This window comes from Streptomyces sp. NPDC013455, from assembly GCF_040632975.1.
Lineage (GTDB): Bacteria > Actinomycetota > Actinomycetes > Streptomycetales > Streptomycetaceae > Streptomyces.
The window spans coordinates 24,060-42,173 of the sequence record NZ_JBEYCX010000034.1; the positions used below are offsets into that span (position 1 = coordinate 24,060).

At 73.8% G+C, this 18,114-nt stretch carries 10 protein-coding genes; 6 read left to right on the forward strand and 4 right to left on the reverse strand.

The genetic code is table 11. The annotated features are described in order from the left end of the window. Positions 1-213 precede the first annotated feature (213 nt). The 5 genes from ABZ576_RS32960 (at position 214) to ABZ576_RS32980 (ending at position 8,551) form a co-directional block, all read left to right on the forward strand. The gene (locus ABZ576_RS32960; RefSeq protein ID WP_360749316.1) at positions 214-2,778 is read left to right on the forward strand and encodes an FAD-dependent oxidoreductase; all 2,565 of its coding nucleotides are present in this window, start codon (positions 214-216) and stop codon (positions 2,776-2,778) included. Between the two features lie 170 nt (positions 2,779-2,948). Beyond that, positions 2,949-4,178, forward strand: a complete 1,230-nt coding sequence (solA, locus tag ABZ576_RS32965; protein WP_360749319.1) for an N-methyl-L-tryptophan oxidase — start codon at positions 2,949-2,951, stop codon at positions 4,176-4,178. Further along, positions 4,175-5,320 (forward strand): aromatic ring-hydroxylating dioxygenase subunit alpha, encoded by a 1,146-nt coding sequence (locus ABZ576_RS32970; RefSeq protein WP_360749322.1) that lies wholly within the window; start codon positions 4,175-4,177, stop codon positions 5,318-5,320. The genes solA and ABZ576_RS32970 overlap by 4 nt, the downstream gene beginning before the upstream one ends. Positions 5,321-5,384: 64 nt before the next feature. Continuing rightward, positions 5,385-6,965 (forward strand): amino acid permease, encoded by a 1,581-nt coding sequence (locus tag ABZ576_RS32975; protein ID WP_360749342.1) that lies wholly within the window; start codon positions 5,385-5,387, stop codon positions 6,963-6,965. 35 nt (positions 6,966-7,000) lie between these two features. Continuing rightward, positions 7,001-8,551: a GMC oxidoreductase gene (locus tag ABZ576_RS32980; protein ID WP_360749324.1), complete on the forward strand. Its 1,551-nt coding sequence runs from the start codon at positions 7,001-7,003 to the stop codon at positions 8,549-8,551. A 62-nt stretch (positions 8,552-8,613) separates the two neighbouring features. Here the strand turns inward: ABZ576_RS32980 and ABZ576_RS32985 are convergent, their stop codons facing one another. From ABZ576_RS32985 to ABZ576_RS33000, 4 genes are all read right to left on the reverse strand, one after another. After that, complete coding sequence (locus ABZ576_RS32985; protein WP_360749326.1) at positions 8,614-13,299, reverse strand: hypothetical protein; 4,686 nt, start codon at positions 13,297-13,299, stop codon at positions 8,614-8,616. A gap of 70 nt (positions 13,300-13,369) precedes the next feature. Further along, on the reverse strand, positions 13,370-14,248 hold the full coding sequence (locus ABZ576_RS32990) for a hypothetical protein (protein WP_360749329.1): 879 nt from the start codon (positions 14,246-14,248) through the stop codon (positions 13,370-13,372). Between the two features lie 31 nt (positions 14,249-14,279). Continuing rightward, positions 14,280-15,809, reverse strand: a complete 1,530-nt coding sequence (locus tag ABZ576_RS32995) for a hypothetical protein (protein WP_360749332.1) — start codon at positions 15,807-15,809, stop codon at positions 14,280-14,282. A 69-nt stretch (positions 15,810-15,878) separates the two neighbouring features. Then, positions 15,879-16,586: a GntR family transcriptional regulator gene (locus ABZ576_RS33000; protein WP_360749335.1), complete on the reverse strand. Its 708-nt coding sequence runs from the start codon at positions 16,584-16,586 to the stop codon at positions 15,879-15,881. A 127-nt stretch (positions 16,587-16,713) separates the two neighbouring features. Here ABZ576_RS33000 and ABZ576_RS33005 point away from each other — a divergent pair, with 127 nt between their 5' ends. Beyond that, a complete protein-coding gene (locus tag ABZ576_RS33005; RefSeq protein WP_360749338.1) occupies positions 16,714-18,036 on the forward strand; it encodes an MFS transporter in 1,323 nt (440 codons plus the stop codon). Positions 18,037-18,114 lie beyond the last annotated feature (78 nt).

Here is an 18,114-nt window from a genome sequence, read left to right on the forward strand (position 1 = left end):
ATGTTCCCCAGCACGCAACGGATCGTGTCATGCGCAACAGCCGAGGAGCGGGTGGTGCCTCACGAGGTCCGTGCCGTAGTCGCTTCTTCGACGCACGCAGCGCCGCCCAGCCCCTGGCACCGCGGGGTTCGGCGAGACGCACCGCGGTGAGGTGCTGTCCCGGCCCGAGGGGGACGCCCCGCACCCGCCATCCCCGCCACCACGAGGAGGGGCATGTCCAGCACCCCGGAGGACCACCCCGGCACACCGCCCGCCGACCTCCGCTCCCCCGAGCACCGCCGCCGCCCGCCCGGCAGCCGCTCCCCCGAGCACCGCCGCCGCCCGCCCGGCAGCCGCTCCCCCGTACCCCGCGTCGTCGTCATCGGCGCCGGCATCGTCGGATGCTCGCTTGCCGACGAGCTGACCGCACGCGGCTGGAGCGACGTGACCGTCCTGGAACAGGGCCCGCTGCCCGCCCCCGGCGGCTCCACCTCGCACGCTCCCGGGCTCGTCTTCCGCACCAGCCCGTCGAAGACCCTCGCGCAGTTCGCCGCGTACACGATCGAGAAGTTCCGCTCCCTGGAGGCCGACGGCGTCCCCTGCTTCGAGCAGGTCGGCGGCCTCGAGGTGGCGACCACTCCCGAGCGCCTGGCCGATCTGCACCGCAGGGCCGGGTACGCGGCCTCCTGGGGCATCCGCGGTGAGGTCGTGAGCACGGCACGGTGCAAGGAACTCTGGCCGCTGCTGGACGAGTCGGTGGTCCTCGGCGGCTTCCACACCCCGGACGACGGCCTGGCCCGGGCCCTGCTCGCCTGCCGCGTCCAGGCGGACCGGGCCGTCGCCCGCGGTGCCCGCTTCCTGGACCGGCACACGGTCACCGGCATCGAGCGGGAGGACGGCCGGGTCACCGCGGTCGTCACCGACCGGGGCGTCTTCCCGGCCGACCACGTCGTCTCGGCGGCCGGGTTCTGGGGGCCCGTCATCGGCTGCATGGCCGGTGTCGACGTACCGCTCCAGCCCCTCGCGCACCAGTACGCGAAGACCGGGCCACTGCCCGGGCGGAGCGGTGCCACGGCCGGGGCCGCGCGGCCGATCCTCCGCTTCCAGGACCGTGACCTGTACTTCCGGGAGCACGCCGACCGCATCGGGATCGGCTCGTACGCGCACCGGCCGATGCCGGTGGATCCGTTCGCGGTCCTGGCGTACGACGAGGCGCGCGCCCGGGACATGGAGATGCCGTCCTCGTACCCGTTCACCGCCGAGGACTGGGCGCCGAGCTGGGAGGAGTGCCGGCGGCTGCTGCCCGCGCTGCGGGAGTCCGGCATCGAGACCGGTTTCAACGGGGTGTTCGCCTTCACACCGGACGGCATGCCCCTGCTCGGCGAGTCCCGGCGGCTGCGGGGCTTCTGGCTGGCCGAGGCGGTCTGGGTGACCCACTCCGCCGGGGCGGCGAAGGCGGTGGCCGAGTGGATGGTGAACGGGCGGCCGGCCGTCGACGTGCACGAGTGCGATCACACGCGGTTCGAGGAGGCGCAGCGTTCACCGGCGTACGTCCATGAACGCGGTACACAGCAGTTCGTCGAGGTGTACGACGTCCTGCACCCTCTCCAGCCCAAGGAACAGCCCCGTCCGCTTCGGGTCAGCCCGTTCTACGCCCGTCAGCAGCAGCTCGGCGCCTTCTTCCTGGAGGGCACCGGGTGGGAGCGCCCGCACTGGTACGAGGCGAACGCGCCGCTCGTGGACACCCTCGGCCTCGACCTGCCCGCGCGCGATGCCTGGTCGGCCCGCTACTGGTCCCCCGTCGCCGCCGCCGAGGCGCGGACCACCCGGGAGAGAGTCGCCCTGTACGACATGACCCCCCTGCGCCGCCTGGAGGTGACCGGCCCCGGCGCCCTGGCCTTCCTCGACCGCATGACCAGCAACAACCTGCGCAAAAAGCCCGGCGCGGTCACCTACACGCTGCTCCTGGACGAGACCGGGGGCATCCGCTCCGATCTCACCGTCGCCCGCCTCGCCCCCGACCTCTTCCAGATCGGCGCCAACTCCCCCGCCGACCTGGACCGGCTGCTGCGCCACGCACCGACCGGCGTCCAGGTCCGGGACATCACCTCCGGCACCTGCTGCATCGGTGTCTGGGGCCCCCTCGCCCGCGCCCTCGTCCAGCCGCTGACCGGCGACGACTTCTCCCACGAGGGCTTCGGCTACTTCCGGGTGAAACGGACGTACCTGGGCCACGTCCCGGTGACCGCGATGCGCCTGAGCTACGTCGGCGAGCTGGGCTGGGAGCTGTACACCAGCGCCGACCTGGGCCTCAGGCTCTGGGACACGCTGTGGGAGGCCGGGCGGGAGCTGGGCGTCATCGCCGCGGGCCGGTCCGCCCTCGACTCCCTGCGGCTGGAGAAGGGGTACCGGGCCTGGGGCACCGACATGACCGACGAGTACACCCCCTTCGAGGCGGGCCTCGGCTTCGCGGTCCGCATGGACAAGGAGGACTTCGTCGGCCGGGCGGCGCTGCGGCGCGTGGGAGATCCCGCCCGGCGGCTCACCCCGCTGCTCCTGGACGACCCCGCCGCCGTGGTCCTCGGCAAGGAGCCGGTGTACCTCGACGGCACCCCGGCCGGTTACGTGACCAGCGCGTCGTACGGCTACACGCTGGGCCGTTGTGTCGCGTACGCCTGGCTGCCGGCCGGCCTCGCCACCGGTACCGGCGTGCACATCGCGTACTTCGGCGAGAAGGTCCCGGCGACGGTCGCCGACGAGCCGCTGTTCGACCCGGAGATGACCCGCATCCGCCGCTAGGAGGTGTCTCAGCGATCATCCCGGGCTCCCGGCGCCTGGCACCGCGCCTCGCCGCGTCGTCGTCGGTCGCCGATGCTCCGCACCGACTCCCTCGCCCGCCTTGCGATGCACGGCACCAGACACCGCTCGCCGATCCGGCCTGATCGGCGAGACACCCTCAGGAGGCGCCCGTGTCACCGTCGTACGACGTCATCGTCATCGGTCTCGGCGGCATGGGCAGCGCCGCCGCGCACCATCTGTCGGCGCGCGGCGCCCGCGTCCTCGGCCTGGAGAGGTTCGGCCCGGTGCACAGCCGCGGCTCCAGCCACGGTGGTTCGCGGATCACCCGGCAGTCGTACTTCGAGGACCCCGCGTACGTGCCCCTGCTGCTGCGCGCCTATGAGCTGTACGCGGACCTGGAGCGGGCCACCGGCGGCGACATCGCCGTCCTGTGCGGCGGTGTGATGGTCGGCCCGCCCGGGTCGCGGACCGTCTCCGGCGCGCTGCGCTCGGCGGTCGAGTGGGACCTGCCGCACGAGATGCTGGACGCGAAGGAGATCCGCCGCCGGTTCCCCACGCTCAACCCGTTCGACGACGAAGTCGCCCTGTACGAGGCGAAGGCGGGCCTGGTGCGGCCAGAGAACATGGTCGCCGCCCACCTCCGGCTGGCCACCCGGCAGGGCGCCGAGCTGCGCTTCGGGGAACCGGTGCTGCGCTGGGAGCCGTACCGGGACGGGGTGCGCGTCCGCACGGCGCAGGACACCTACACGGCCGGCCGGCTGGTGGTCTGCCCCGGTGCCTGGGCGCCGGGGCTGCTCGCCGGCCTCGGCGTGCCGATCACGGTCGAGCGGCAGGTCATGTACTGGTTCCAGCCGAAGGGCGGCACCGCACCGTTCCGGCCCGAGAACCATCCGATCTACGTCTGGGAGGACGCGGCCGGCGTCCAGGTCTACGGCTTCCCGGCCATCGACGGCCCCGCTCTGGGCGCCAAGGTCGCCTTCTTCCGCAAGGGCCGGGTGACGACCCCGGAGACCATCGACCGGGCCGTCCACGAGGACGAGGTCCGGGCCATGGCGGACCACATGTCCCGCTGCGTCCCCGACCTGCCGGGCACCTTCCTCAAGGCCGCCACCTGCATGTACTCCAACACCCCGGACGAGCACTTCGTCATCGCCCGGCACCCGGCGCACCCGGAGTCGGTGACCGTGGCCTGCGGTTTCTCCGGGCACGGCTTCAAGTTCGTGCCGGTCGTCGGCGAGATCCTGGCCGACCTGGCGCTGACCGGCTCCACCGCGCACCCGATCGGCCTGTTCGACCCCGCCCGCCTCACCGCCGCGCCCGCCCCGGCCGCGGGGGCGCACGGCCGCCGGCAGGCCGGGCCCGCGGGGACGGACCCGACGCGACGAGGAGAGCACCTGTGACGACGACTCCGGCCCCCGGCGGCCCGGTTTCCCCGAGCCTCATCGCGACACTCCCGGGCCGCTACTACACCGACCCGGAGCTGTTCCGGCAGGAGCAGGAGGAGGTCTTCGAGTCCCTGTGGTTCTGCGCCGTCCGCGGTGCCGACCTGGGCCGGCCCGGTGCCTTCCGTACCGTCCAGGTGGGCCGCGAGAGCGTCGTCGTCACCCGGACCCGCGCCGGCGAGCTGCGCGCCTTCCTCAACGTCTGCCGGCACCGCGGGGCGCGGCTGTGCACCGAGGGGGCGGGCGAGGTGCGGCGCAGCCTCCGGTGCCCGTACCACGCGTGGACCTACGACCTTGACGGCACGTTGATCGCCGCACCGAACCTGATCAAGATGCCCGATGTCGACCGGGTCGAGTACGGGTTGATCAAGGTCGCCCTGCGCGAGTGGCTGGGCTACGCCTGGGTGTGCCTCGCCGACGAGCCCCCCTCCTTCGAGGACACGGTGATGTACGCGGCCGTGGAACGGCTCGGCGACGCGGCCTCCATAGAGCACTACGGCACCGAACGGCTGGCGCTCGGCAGGCGCGTCACCTACGACGTGCGGGCCAACTGGAAGCTGATCGTCGAGAACTTCATGGAGTGCTACCACTGCGCCACCATCCACCCCGAACTGACCCGTGTACTCCCGGAGTTCGCCGACGGTTACGCGGCCCAGTACCACGTCGGCCACGGCGCGGAGTTCGGCGCGCGGATCAAGGGCTTCACGGTGGACGGCGGCGAGGGCTTCGCCAGGCTCCCGGAGGTGACCGCCGGCCAGGACCGCCGCTACTACGCCATCACGGTCAAGCCGACCGTGTTCGTCAGCCTCGTCCCCGACCACGTCATCCTGCACCGCATGTTCCCGCTGGCCGAGGACCGCACGGTGGTGGAGTGCGACTGGCTGTACGCGCCGGAGGTGGTGGCGTCGGGCGCGGACGTGTCGAAGTCCGTGGAGCTGTTCCACCGCGTCAACGTCCAGGACTTCGAGGCGTGCGAGCGCACCCAGCCGGCGATGTCCTCGCGCGCGTACCGCCGGGGCGGGGTGCTGGTGCCCAGCGAGCACCACATCGGCGCCTTCCACGCGTGGCTGCTGGACCGGCTGGGACACGCCGGTGCCTGACCTCTTCACCGACAGCGCGTGGCGGCCGGCCGCCACCGTCCCCCAGGCCCCCGAGGAGTCCGCCGTGACGGCCACCGAGCACCCGCCAGGCCCCCACCACCACGACGACACCGGACTCGCCGAGTTCGGCTACAGGCCCGGACTCAAGCGCACCCTCGGCGGTTTCCACACCTTCGCCGCCGGCATCAGCTACATCTCGATCCTGACCGGCACCTTCCAGTTGTTCTACTTCGGCTACGGCAGCGGCGGTCCGGCCTACTGGTGGTCGTGGCCGATGGTGTTCGCCGGCCAGTTCGCGGTGGCCCTGTGCTTCGCCGAGCTGGCCGCCCGCCACCCGGTGGCCGGTTCGGTCTACAACTGGTCGAAGCGGATCGGCAATCCGCATGTCGGCTGGCTCGCCGGGTGGATGATGCTGATCGCGTCCATCGTGTCCGTCTCGGCGGTCGCGCTCGCCTACCAGCTGACGCTGCCGCAGATCTCGTCGTTCTTCCAGTTCGTGGGCGACGGCACCGGGCGTGACGACGTGGCGACCAACGCGGTCGTCCTGGCGGCCGTGCTGATCCTGTTCACGACGCTGGTCAATGCGTTCGGCGTCAAGCTGATGGCCACGATCAACACGGCGGGCGTGTTCATCGAGTTGATCGCGACCGTTGTACTGATCGTCCTGTTCGCCGTCCACGTCACCCGTGGCCCGCACGTCGTCATGGAGACGAACCACACGGGATCGGGCCATTCCGCGGGGTACCCGGGTGCCTTCCTGGTGGCCTCGCTGGCGTCCGCCTACGTCATGTACGGCTTCGACACCGCCGCCTCGCTCGGCGAGGAGTCGCTGGACCCCTCCCGCAACGCCCCGCGCGCGATCATCCGCGCCGTCGTCGCCTCCTTCGTCCTCGGCGGACTCGTCCTGCTGCTGGCCCTGATGAGCGTCTCCAGCCTCAAGGGCGACGAGCTGTCCACCGACGGCCTCCAGTATGTCGTGCTGGACGTGCTCGGCCCGACGGCCGGCAAGGCGATGCTCTGGTGCGTGCTGATCGCGGTCACGGTGTGCGCGCTGGCCGTGCACACGGCGGCGATCCGGCTGGCCTTCGCCATGGCCCGGGACACCAACCTGCCGGCGTCCTCCCTGATGGCCCGGGTCAGCCCCCGCTTCCGCACCCCCGTGCTGCCGGCCGTGGTCACCGGTGTGCTCGCGCTGGCGATCCTCGTGGTCAACATTGGCCGGCCGCAGATCTTCACGGTCGTCACCAGCATCGGCATCGTCATGATCTACCTCGCCTATCTGGGCGTCACCGCGCCGATGCTGGTGGCCCGGCTGCGCGGGAGGTGGCGGCCCGCGGGCGGGGGCAGGTTCTCGCTGGGCCGCTGGGGTCTGCCCGTCAACACCGTCGCGGTCGTGTGGGGCGCGGCCATGACGGTCAACCTGATCTGGCCGCGCGCCTCGGTCTACAACGCGTCCGCGCCGTACCACTGGTACCTGCGCTGGGGCGCGGTCCTCTTCGTCGCGGTCATCGCGGGCGGCGGCTTCGCCTACTACTGGTTCGTCCAGCGCCACCGCACCGGCGTGCTCGCCGAGCACCGGCTGGACGCCGCGGCGACCACGCCGACCGCTCCCGGCACGGCACCGACGGCCCCCACGGCCGAGTGAGCGCGCCCGTGACCGCCCTCTCACCAGGAGATCGCATGAGCTTCGAGGAGTTCGACTACGTCGTGGTCGGCGGCGGCACCGCGGGCAACGTCGTGGCCGCCCGGCTCTCCGAGGACCCCTCGGTGACGGTGTGCGTACTGGAGGCGGGTCCCAGCGACGTCGGCGACGACGACGTCCTCAGGCTGGAGCGCTGGATGGGACTGCTGGAGTCCGGTTACGACTGGGACTACCCGGTGGAGCCGCAGCGCAACGGGAACGGGTTCCTGCGGCACGCGCGCGCGAAGGTGCTGGGCGGCTGCTCGTCGCACAATTCCTGCATCGCCTTCTGGGCGCCCGCGGAGGACCTGGACGACTGGGCGGCCCGCGGCTGCACCGGCTGGAGCGCGGCCGACCTGTTCCCGCTCCACCGGCGGCTGGAGAACAACGACGCGCCCGGCGACCACCACGGGCGCACCGGCCCGGTCAGACTGCGCACGCTGAAAGGCGGGGATCCGTGCGGCGCGGCGCTGCTGGAGGCGTGCGCGCAGGCCGGCATACCGACGGTCCCGTTCAACAGCGGTACGACGGTGGTGCGCGGGGCCAACTGGTTCCAGATCAACTCCGACGAGAACAACATCCGCCAGTCCTCGTCCGTGGCCTACCTCCACCCGGTGCTGGGCAAGCGCCCGAACCTGGACGTGCGGACCGGGGTGCGGGCCAGGAGGCTGCTGCTGGAGGGGCGGCGGTGCGTGGGCGCCGAGTACGTCGGCCCCGGCCTGGTGCGCACCCGCACGGTACGGGCCCGGCGCGAGGTCATCGTCTCCTGCGGTGCGATCGACTCCCCGAAGCTGCTGATGCTGTCCGGCATCGGCCCGGCGGGGCACCTGCGCGAGGTCGGCGTCGAGGTGGTGGTGGACGCTCCGGGCGTCGGCGAGAACCTCCAGGACCACCCCGAGGGCGTGATCATGTGGGAGGCCCGGCAGCCGATGACCACCACGTCCAGCCAGTGGTGGGAGGCGGGCATCTTCTACGACACCGAGCCCGGCCTGGACCGGCCCGACCTGATGTTCCACTACGGGTCGGTGCCGTTCGACGTGAACACCGCCCGCTGGGGCTACCCGACCTCGGACAACGCGTTCTGCCTGACGCCCAACGTGACGAAGGCGAGGTCGCGCGGCACCGTCCGGCTGCGGACGCGGGACCACCGGGACAAACCGAGAGTGGACCCGCGGTACTTCACGCACGAGCACGACGTGCGCGTGATGACGTACGGGCTGCGGCTGGCCCGCCGCATCGCCGTGCAACCGGCACTGAGCGGCTGGGCGGGCGCGGAGCTGGCCCCGGGGCCGGACGTGCGGACCGACGACGAACTCGTGGACTACATCCGCAGGACCCACAACACCGTCTACCACCCGTCCTGCACGGTGCGGATGGGTGCGGACGACGACCCCTCGGCCCCGCTCGACGCGCGGTTGCGGGTCAAGGGGGTCGAGGGGCTGCGGGTCGCCGACGGGTCGGTGATGCCGGACCTGACCGCCGTCAACCCGTGCATCACGACGATGGTGATCGGGGAGAAGTGCGCGGACCTCGTGAAGGAGGACGCCTAGACCGGGGCACGGGGAACCGCGCCACCGGCCTCACACGGCCCCCGGTTCCCTCGGCCTCGGCCCTACGACGCGCTCGGCGCCGGCTTCTTGAACATCCGTGTCGCCGTGATCTCGCTGTGCACCGCCTCGCCGGCCCGGGGCGGCTGGGGAAGGCCGGGCCGCAGGTGTTCCTCCACGCTGATGTACTTCAGGCCCGCCCGGAGGTCGGCGTCGTTGCGCAACCGGATGACCAGCGGGAACTCGGCCAGCGCGGTGGTGTCGAACAGGCCGGTGGTGTAGAGCAGCTGAACGCCCAGCGCGTCGGAGACGGCCCGCTGGAGCTCCAGCAGGTACGTCGCGTTGGCGCGGCCGATCGGGTTGTCCAGGAACAGCGTGCCGGCGTGCCGCTGCTTGTCCCGGCCCCGGTCGTTCGAGCGGAGGGCGGCCATCGTGCAGTACAGGGCGATGGCCGCGGTGAGCAGCTGGCCGCCGGAGAACACGTCCCCCATCTGGCCGACGGGGACGCGTTCGGCGCGCAGGACCGCGTCGGGCTTGAGGATCTCGACGGCCACGCCCTTCGGCTGGAGGGCGGCCGCGACTCCGCGCAGCAGCAGGGACATGCCGTCCCGGCGCAGGTCGGAGTTCTTCTTGACGGCCGCGCGCGTGGCCTCGTCGACGACCTCGCCGAGCCGTTCGGTGAGCGTGGCCTGGTCGGGTTCCTCGAAGCGGATGCGCAGGAACTCCTGGCCGGACCACTCGCCGAGCCCCTCGGGCAGCCGGGAGAGCCGCTGGGCGGACCTGAGCGTCGCCAGCGCCGACTCCACGAGACCGCGCAGCCGGTCCACGATCGAGTCGCGGTTGCGCTCCAGCTGGGCCAGTTCGTCCGTCAGGACGCGCAGCCGGGGCGCGAACGCGTCCGCCCACTTCTGGGCGTGCTCGGGCAGCGCGGAGGCCGGCAGCTCGCGGATCTGCTGCCGGGCGGGGGTGCGGACGTGTTCGTAGCGGGTGGAGTTGGCGTGCCGGACGAGGACGTCGCTCGCCTCGCGCACGGCCGCCTCGGCGGCGGACAGGTCGGCGGCGCAGCCGCGCAGCGAACGGCGGGCCTCGGCGGCGGAGTGCCGGGCCTCCTCCAGCGTGCCGGGGTAGGGCTCGGGCTCCTCCTGCTCCTCCTCCGGGACGTGTTCGCGCAGCAGGTCGCGGAGCATGGCGGCGATCTCGTCGAAGCCGCCGGCCGCGTCCTCGGCGGCGCGGTGGGCGTCCACCAGCTCCGCGTGCGCCTCGCGGGCCCCGGCCAGCGCCTCGGTGCGGGCGGCGAGTTCGGCGGTGGCGGTGCGCAGCAGCCCCTGGGCGTGCTCGGCGTCGCGCGGGACGAGTTCCTCGGGCAGCTCGGTGTGCGCCTCACCGTCCTCGGGCGCGAGCCGCTCGGCCTCGCCGCGCAGCCGGCCGAGCTGCTCGCTCGCGGTCGACACGCGGGTCTCCAGCAGCTGGACGAGTTCCTCCGCGCGCGCGGCGGCGGCCTGCCGGGAGGGGCCGTCGGAGCCGTCGGGGGACTCGAGCAGCTGCTCGGCGCGGGTGCGGACCTTGTTGCTGAGCCGGTCGAGTTCGGCGCGGGCGGCGCTCTCGTCGCTCTCCGCGCGGGCCTGCTCGGCGCGCAGGTCGGCGCCGACGCCGACCTTCTCGTAGAGCTGGGACGCGGCCCGGTACGCCTCGCGCAGGGCGGGCAGGGACGCCTTCGGGGAGGTCTCCTCCTGGACCGGTACGTCGTCGGGGGCGCCGGCGATCTCGGAGCGCTCGGCGCGCAGGGCGCGCGCGGTGCGGCGGGCGTCGTCGGCGGCGCGCTGCGCGGCGCGCCGGTCCTCGTCGGCGGCGCGGGCGCGCTCCAGGCAGACCTGGGCGCGGGCCTCGCACTCGGCGGCCTCGTCGGCGAGTTCGCGCAGTTTCGCCTGCCAGCCGGCGCGCTCGCGCAGCCGGAAGGCGAGGCCGGCCAGGGCGTCTGCGGCGCGGCGGGCCTTCTGGGCGGCCTCCTGCCGCTCGTCGCGGACCTGTGCGGCCTCGGCGGCGGCCTCGTCGGCCTCCGCGCGCGCGGTCCGAGCCTCGGCGAGTTCGGCCTCGGCCTCCTCGGCGAACGCGCGGGCCTCCTGAGCGGCCCTGGCCAGTTCGGTGAGGCGGCCGGCGGGGCAGCCGGTGCGCCAGGAGGCGAGTCGTGCGGCCAGCTCCCGGTCCTTGCCGAGGCGGGCGGCGAGGGTGCGGATCTCCTCGTCGCGCTCGGCGGCCCGGGCGCGCAGCGCCTGGCGCTCCTCGTCGGCGGCGTGCTCGTCGTGCATGGCCGGGTTCGGCGGTACGAGGAACACGTCGCCGGCGGTGCCGCCCGCGGCCGGCGGCGGGGCGAGCAGTGCGGCGGCGGTGCCTACGGCGACGGCGGAGCGGGGCAGCAGGGCGGCGTCACCGAGCGCCTCGCGGGCACGCGCGTGCGTGTCCGGGTCGGTGATGATCACGCCGTCGACCAGTTCGGGGCGGGCGGCGAGCACGCGCGCGTGGTCGGCGGGGTCGACGGCCTGCGCCAGGTAGCGCCAGCCGGGCAGCGCCGGGATGCCGTGCTCGCCGAGGAACTCGACGGTGGCGAGGACGTCCGGGCCGGGCGGCAGCAGTCCGCCGTCGCCGAGGGCGCCGAGGATCCGGGCGTCGTCGGCGGCGGCCGTGCGCAGGTCGAACAGGTGCCGTTCGGCCCTCGACACGGCGTCGTCCAGGAGTTCGCGCAACTCGTCGGCGAAGCGGTCGAGTTCCGCGGGGCCGAGCGGGCCCCCGGCGTCGGTGCGGGGACCGCTCCCGGGGGCGTCGGCGGTGTCGTGGGTGTCGTGGGTGTCGTGTGCGTCGTCCGCTCCCGTGCGGGGGCCGGGCACGCCCACGCGTGCCGCCGCCGGAGCGCCCGGCAGGCTCAGCAGCTCCGCCAGCCTCTCCTCGGCGGCCAGGGACTCGGCGAGGCGCCGCTCGGCCTCGTAGGCGCGTTCGGCGGCGGTCGCCGCGTCCGCCGCGCGGGCCGCCGTCAGCTCCGCGCGGGACTCGGCGGCGGCCGTCTCGCGCGCCTGCTCGGTGGCCTTGCGGGCGGCCTCGCGGGCCGCGTCCCAGGCGGCCACGGCGGTCTTCTCGGCGTCGCTGGCGGCGAGCGCGGCCCGCGCCGGGTCGGCGTCCGGGGCGCTGTCGTCCAGCCAGCCCGCGCGGACCGCCTCGGCGGTCTCCTGCTCGACCTCGGCGAGCCGCTGGCGCAGGTGCCCGGCCTCACTGCGGGCGCGCTGCGCCTCGGTGGCGGCGGCGGTGGAGTCCCGGTGGGCGGAGTCGCCCGCCTCCTGGAGGGCGGCGGAGCGCTCCTCCTCCTCGTTGGCGAGGGCCTCGGCGCTCTCGGCGGCGGAATGCAGGGCCCGGACGAGGTCCACGGCGGCCCTGGCGCGGGCGGCGAGCGCGGGCGCCGCGTCCCGTTCGGCCTCCTGGATGGCGGCGGACACGCGGGTGACGCGGTCGGCGGCGGCGCGGTGGCGCAGTACGGCCTCGGCGGCCTGCCAGGCGGAGTGCAGGGTGCGGGCGTCGGCGAGCTCGCGCTTCTGCGCGGCGGCGGACTTCTCGGCGGCGGCGAGCGCCAGGGAGGCGTGCCGGTAGGCCAGTTCGGCGGCGACCAGCGCGCTGCGCTCGCGAGCGCCCTCGGAGTGTGTGACGGCGTACGCGGCGGCGGTGACCCGCTGGGCCAGGTCGGCGGCCCGGACCCGCTCCCGCACGGCCCGCGCGGACAGCCGCCGGGCCAGCGTGCGGGTACGGCGCTCGGCCCCGGTGTGCACGTCACGCGCGCGTGAGCGCGCCTCGGCGGCCTCCACGATCCGCCCGAGCAGGTCCACGGAACCGGCGGTGAAGTCCCGTTCGGCGATCAGCTCGGCGCGGCGGCCGAGCTTGTTGCCGAAGCCGCTGACGAGGTCGGCGAGGCCGTCGGTGTCGCGGGTGTCGGTGACGGCGCGCAGCAGCAGGTCGGTGAAGTCGGAGTCCTTCTTGACCGCGAAGAGGCCGGCCGCCTCGCCCTCGTCGGCGTTCATCTCCCGCTGGTAGCGGAAGAGTTCGGGGTCGAGGCCGAGGTCGCCCAGGTGCTCGATCCAGCGGTCGTGGATCTCCTCCCAGTGCACCTCCAGGTGCGGATATGCCTTGCCGGCCTCCATGAGGGCGTCGCGGAAGCCCTTCATGGTGCGGCGGCGGCCCTGTGCGCCGGAGGTGCCCTCGGCGGGCGGCCGTACGGCGGTGGCCTCGGCGACGGGGAGGTTGTCCAGGCTGAGGCCGGGGCCGGGCCGGAAGGAGTACCACGCCTCGGCGAACTTGCGCGGGTCGCTGGAGACCTGCCGGCCGCGCCACTCGCTGACCTTGCCGACGACCACGCACTCGCCGGTCTGCACGTGCTGCCATTCCAGGGCCACGTGGCCGCAGTCGTCGGCGAGCAGGAACTTGCGCAGCACACCGGAGCTGGCGCCGCCGAGGGTGTTGCGGTGGCCCGGCAGCATCACCGAGAAGATGAGCTTGAGCAGGACGGACTTGCCGCCGCCGTTCTCCAGGAAGAGCACGCCGGCGGGCGCCGGCCGGCGCGGCGGACCGGACGGCTCGTCCGCGAAGAACTCCGCCTGCGTGGGCGCCGGGTCGGGCACGGGCTCGCCCACACCCCGCAGGTCAAGCACGGTGTCGGCGTAGCGCGCACCGGCGGGACCGATGGAGTAGAGGCGGACCCGGGACAGCTCGTACATGGCGGACTCTCGTAAGTCTGGTGAAAGGTGCGGTGGTTCGGGTTTTCCGGGGCCGCGGCGGCGGCCGGTGTCAGGAGTGGAACGGCAGCCCGGCGTCGGCCACCAGGTCCAGGTCGTCGGTGTCCTCGGCGGGCAGCAGGCTGGCCGTGCCGTCGGTGACCGGGACGATGCCCAGCCCGAGCAGTTCGGCCATGGCGGCGCCGCCGGCCATGTCGCGGACCTGGAGCTGGTAGCGGGCCGTGGTGCGGTACGTGCCGCCGTTGTCGTCGCCGGTGCGCTGGAGGAAGCCCGAGTCCGTGAGGAAGGCCAGGGCCTTGGCCACGATGCCGGTGGTGGAGGCGGCCGGCCGGCGGGCGTCCTTGGTGGCGCCGGTGGCGCTGCGCCGGGACCAGATCCGCCAGGCGGCCTCCAGGCCGGGCGCGTCGGTCGCCGGGTCGGTGTTCTCGCCCTGTTCCTCGGCGCGCTGTTCCAGGCGGCGGCAGGCCTGCCGGACGAAGGCGTCGACGCCGTTGACGGTGACCCGGCCGATGTAGGAGTCGTCGGCGAGGTCCTCCGGGCGCGGGAACGCGAGTGCGGCGGCGGCGAGATGGGCGAGGCCGTGCAGGAAGCGGTCGCCGGAGTCGGCGGTGGTGCGACGCGCGTAGTCGCCCATGCGGACGGCGAACACCGAGTCCTCGGCCGCGGTCACGGCCATGCCCGCGCGCGGGGACACCTCCAGCACGACGAGCCCGAGCCCGGCGGCGACGGCGTCCGCGAGCCGGGCGAACGCCGGCTCGTCGCGGTAGCGGCGCAGCAGCTCGGTGTACTCCTGGTCACGCGCGGGCGCCAGCTTCGGCTGGAGTCCGAAGGCGACGAGCCGCGCCGCGTCGGCGGCGTCGGCGGGGGTGACGGCGGAGCCCGCCGGCGCGGCGGCAGGCTCGGGCTCACTCCACTCGACGTGCTCGGTCACGGGTTCGGCTCCTTGTCGCGCTCTTGCTCACTCATGCTGCTTCCGTCCGGTCCGCCGCCATCCCGGCGGCGTCCAGCAGCGCGGTCCCCACGATCAGGTCCGCCCCGCCGAACTCGGGATCGTCCAGCTCCGTTCCGTCGTCCACGGCGAACAGCAGCTTCTCCTCGCCCTGCCGGTAGGCGGTGCCGACGGCCGGGCTGGCCGCGTGGACCGCCAGCAGGGCGACCAGGTAGGCGAGATCGGGGTCGCCGGTGCGCCGGGCCTCGGCCAGCAGCCCCGACAGTCTGCGCGGCGCGTCCGCCGGCAGGTCCAGCAGCTCCGTCGCGGCGGCCAGCTGCTCCTCGCTGAACCGGCTGTCGTCCGGCGTCGCGATCAGGTCGGGCTCGGGCATCTCCGCGCCGAGGTGCTCGCGCTCCACCGGCGGCGTCAGCAGTATGTCGACGAGGTCGCCGACCCGCACGGACACCGGTGTACGCAGGCCCGTGCCCTGGGCGAAGAACGCGTCCGTGACCCGGATCGCCTGCTCCAGGGGCAGCGGCAGGACCGGGGCGAGGAGGTGCCCGTAGAGGTCCGTCCCGGAGGCCGCCGTGGGCGTGGCGAAGGCCTGCCGGTCCTGTTCCGCGCGGAACAGCGGGCCGGCCTCCAGCAGGCGCGACTGGAGCTGGGTGTGCCGGCGGATGCAGTCCTTGACGATGTCGACGAGTTCGGCGGCGCGGCGCTTGTGCTCGTGGTCCTCGGTCTCGTCGCGGGCCTTGCGGATGTTGGTCAGGATGGCGTTCTCGTGGCGGTAGCGCTCGGCCACGTGGTCCAGAGCCTCGGCGATCATGTCGGGGACGGCGTTGAGCCAGTCGACCGCGCGGACGTTGCGCCGGGTGGCCTCCAGGGCCCGGCGGAGGGTCTCGGAGTACTGCACCGTGCGGTAGCGGGCCTGCTCGGCGGCGAGCTGGGCGTCGGCGAGCCGGCCGCGGTTGATCAGCACCTCCAGTTTGACCTCGGCGGCGATCTGGGCGCTGGTGACGTCGGTGTCGAGGGCGCCGACCAGGACGTTGACCGCCTCGTCGGTCGTGCGCAGGTACACCGTGCCGCCGGGGCCCGGGACCTCCTCGATCAGCTTGAAGTCGTAGTCGCGCCGGACGTACGTGCCGTCCGCCGCGAAGGTGCCGTAGACGGCGCGGAAGCCGCGGTCGACGCTGCCGACGTTGATCAGGTTCTCCAGGACCCAGCGGGCCACGCGCTCGTGCTCGGCGGCGGGCCGGTGCGGGGCCTGGGCGGCGATGCGCGGGACGAGCCGGGCCACGATCTGCTCGTGGTCCGCGCCCGTGTCGAAGTCCATGTTCAGCGTGACCAGGTCGATGGCGGCCAGCGCCACCTCGGCCATCCCGTACACCGAGTACTCGCCCGCCAGGTTGGCCTTGCGGGCGTCCAGGTCGTGCAGCGGCGCGGTGCAGGCGAGCGCGCGCAGCCGGCGCGCCAGCCCCTCGTCGGCGGCCGGACCCGGAGCCGGGCGCGGCGCCGCGCTGAGCTGGGGCGGAACGCTGTCCGTCGGTGCAGGCGAAGTCACGGTGCACAGACTAGGTCCTGGTGCTGACATCAGCCCAAACGGCCCGGAAGCGACGGCCGTCACAGAAGCTCAAGAGGACCTGGCCGCGTCCTCGCCGACCCGTCGCCGGTACACCTCGACGACCCGCTGGAGCGAGTCGGCGAGATACGTCTCCAGCAGCCGTTCCGCGCCGCGCCGGTTGCCGGCCTGGAGGGCCGCCAGGATCTGGCCGTTGCGGGCGAGGTACGGCTCGTGCAGGGCGCGCGGGTCGTCCGCGACGTGGAAGGCCAGGCGGAGCTCGGCGAAGACGCTGCGCATCAGCTCGTCGGTGCGTTCGCTGCCGGCCAGGGCGACCAGTTCCCGGTGGAAGTGGATGTTGGCCGTGCCCAGCCCCTTCCAGTCGTTCTCCGCGGCGGCCGTCCGCCCTTCCTCGACCGCCGAGATCAGCCCGCCCAGCCGGTAGGGCGGCTCGCCCAGGCCGCGCACGACGGCGCACTCGACGAGGGAGCGGGTGCGGTAGATGTCCTCCACGTCCTCGACGGTGAGGACCCGGACGAACACGCCGCGGTTGAGCTCGTGGATCAGCAGGCGCTCGTGGGTGAGCAGCCGGAACGCCTCGCGCAGGGTGTTGCGGGAGACGCCGAGCGCGCCGCCGATGCTGTCCTCCGACAGGCGGGTGCCGGGCGGGAAGTAGCCCTCGGAGATGCGGCTCCTGAGGATGTCCGCGACCCGTTCCGCGGTGCTCGTACGGCCCAGGAGGACACGATCGCCGGCCAGTCCCGTCAGCTGCTCTGCCATGCCCGGAATTCAATCGCAGACACCGGGACCAATCAACGTGGGTATTGAAGGATCGTTGAACGATCCTCTACGGTGCTCCGCACGGCTCACTTCCCCGCACCCTCCGTCCCCTTCCTGCGAGGTGCCCATGAGCACGACTCCCCCGCCCCGGTCCGCACCCCCCTCCGGCGTACGGCGGGCGCGCACCGAACGCGCCGCCGAGGACGGCCCCTTCGGCTGGCTGCGCGCCCTCGGCCCGGGCGGCCGGCGCGCGTTCGCCGGCGCCTTCGGCGGGTACGCCCTGGATGCGTACGACTACTTCACCCTGCCGCTGAGCATGGTGGCGCTCGCGGCGTACTTCGGCCTGGACAGCGGCCAGACGGGGCTGTTCACCACCGTCACCCTCGTGGTCTCGGCGGTCGGCGGCGCGGCGGCGGGTGTGATCGCGGACCGGGTGGGCCGGGTCCGGGCCCTGATGATCACGGTGATCACCTACGCCGTGTTCACCGTGGCGTGCGGCTTCGCGCCCGACTACGAGACGCTGCTGGTCTTCCGGGCCCTCCAGGGGCTGGGTTTCGGCGGTGAGTGGGCGGTCGGCGCGATCCTGGTCGCCGAGTACGCGAGCGCGCGCCACCGGGGTCGTACGCTCGGCGCCGTCCAGAGTTCCTGGGCCGTCGGCTGGGCGCTGGCGGCGCTCGTCTACACGCTGGTCTTCTCCTTCGTCGGCGAGGACCTGGCCTGGCGGGTGATGTTCTGGACCGGCGCGCTGCCCGCGCTGCTCGTGGTGTGGCTGCGCCGCCGGGTGCACGACGCCCCCACGGCGACGGCGGCCCGCGAACAGGCCGGGGAGCGGGGCTCCTTCGCGGCCATCTTCCGGCCGGGCCGGGACGGCGCCCCGGGCCTGCTGCGCACCACGGTCTTCGCGGGTCTGCTGTCCACGGGCGTACAGGGCGGCTACTACACGCTGGCGACCTGGGTGCCGACGTACCTGAAGTCGGAGCGCGGCCTGTCCGTCGTGGGCACCGGCGGCTATCTGACCTTCCTGATCTGCGGTGCCTTCCTCGGCTACCTGACCGGCGGGCACCTGACCGACCGGCTCGGCCGGCGCGCCAACATCTGGCTGTTCGCGGCGCTGTCGGCGGTGTGCATCCTGGCGTACGCGAACATCCCGCACGGCGCCGACACCCTGCTGCTGGTGCTCGGTTTCCCGCTCGGCTTCTGCATGTCGGCGATCTTCAGCGGCTTCGGCTCCTACCTGAGCGAGCTGTACCCGACGGCGGTGCGCGGCACCGGGCAGGGCTTCACCTACAACACGGGCCGCGCGGTGGGCGCGGTCTTCCCCACCCTGGTGGGCTTCCTCGCGGACAGCTGGGGCGTGGGCGGGGCACTGGTCTTCGGCGCGGTCGGCTACGGCCTCGCCGCGCTGGCGCTGCTCGGGCTGCCGGAGACGCGCGGGAAGGAGCTGGCGTGACGCGGACGGGCGCTCGCCGCCGCCGGCGGCGGCGAGCGCCCCCCGCCCCCCACACAACAGAACACAAGAACACCGAAG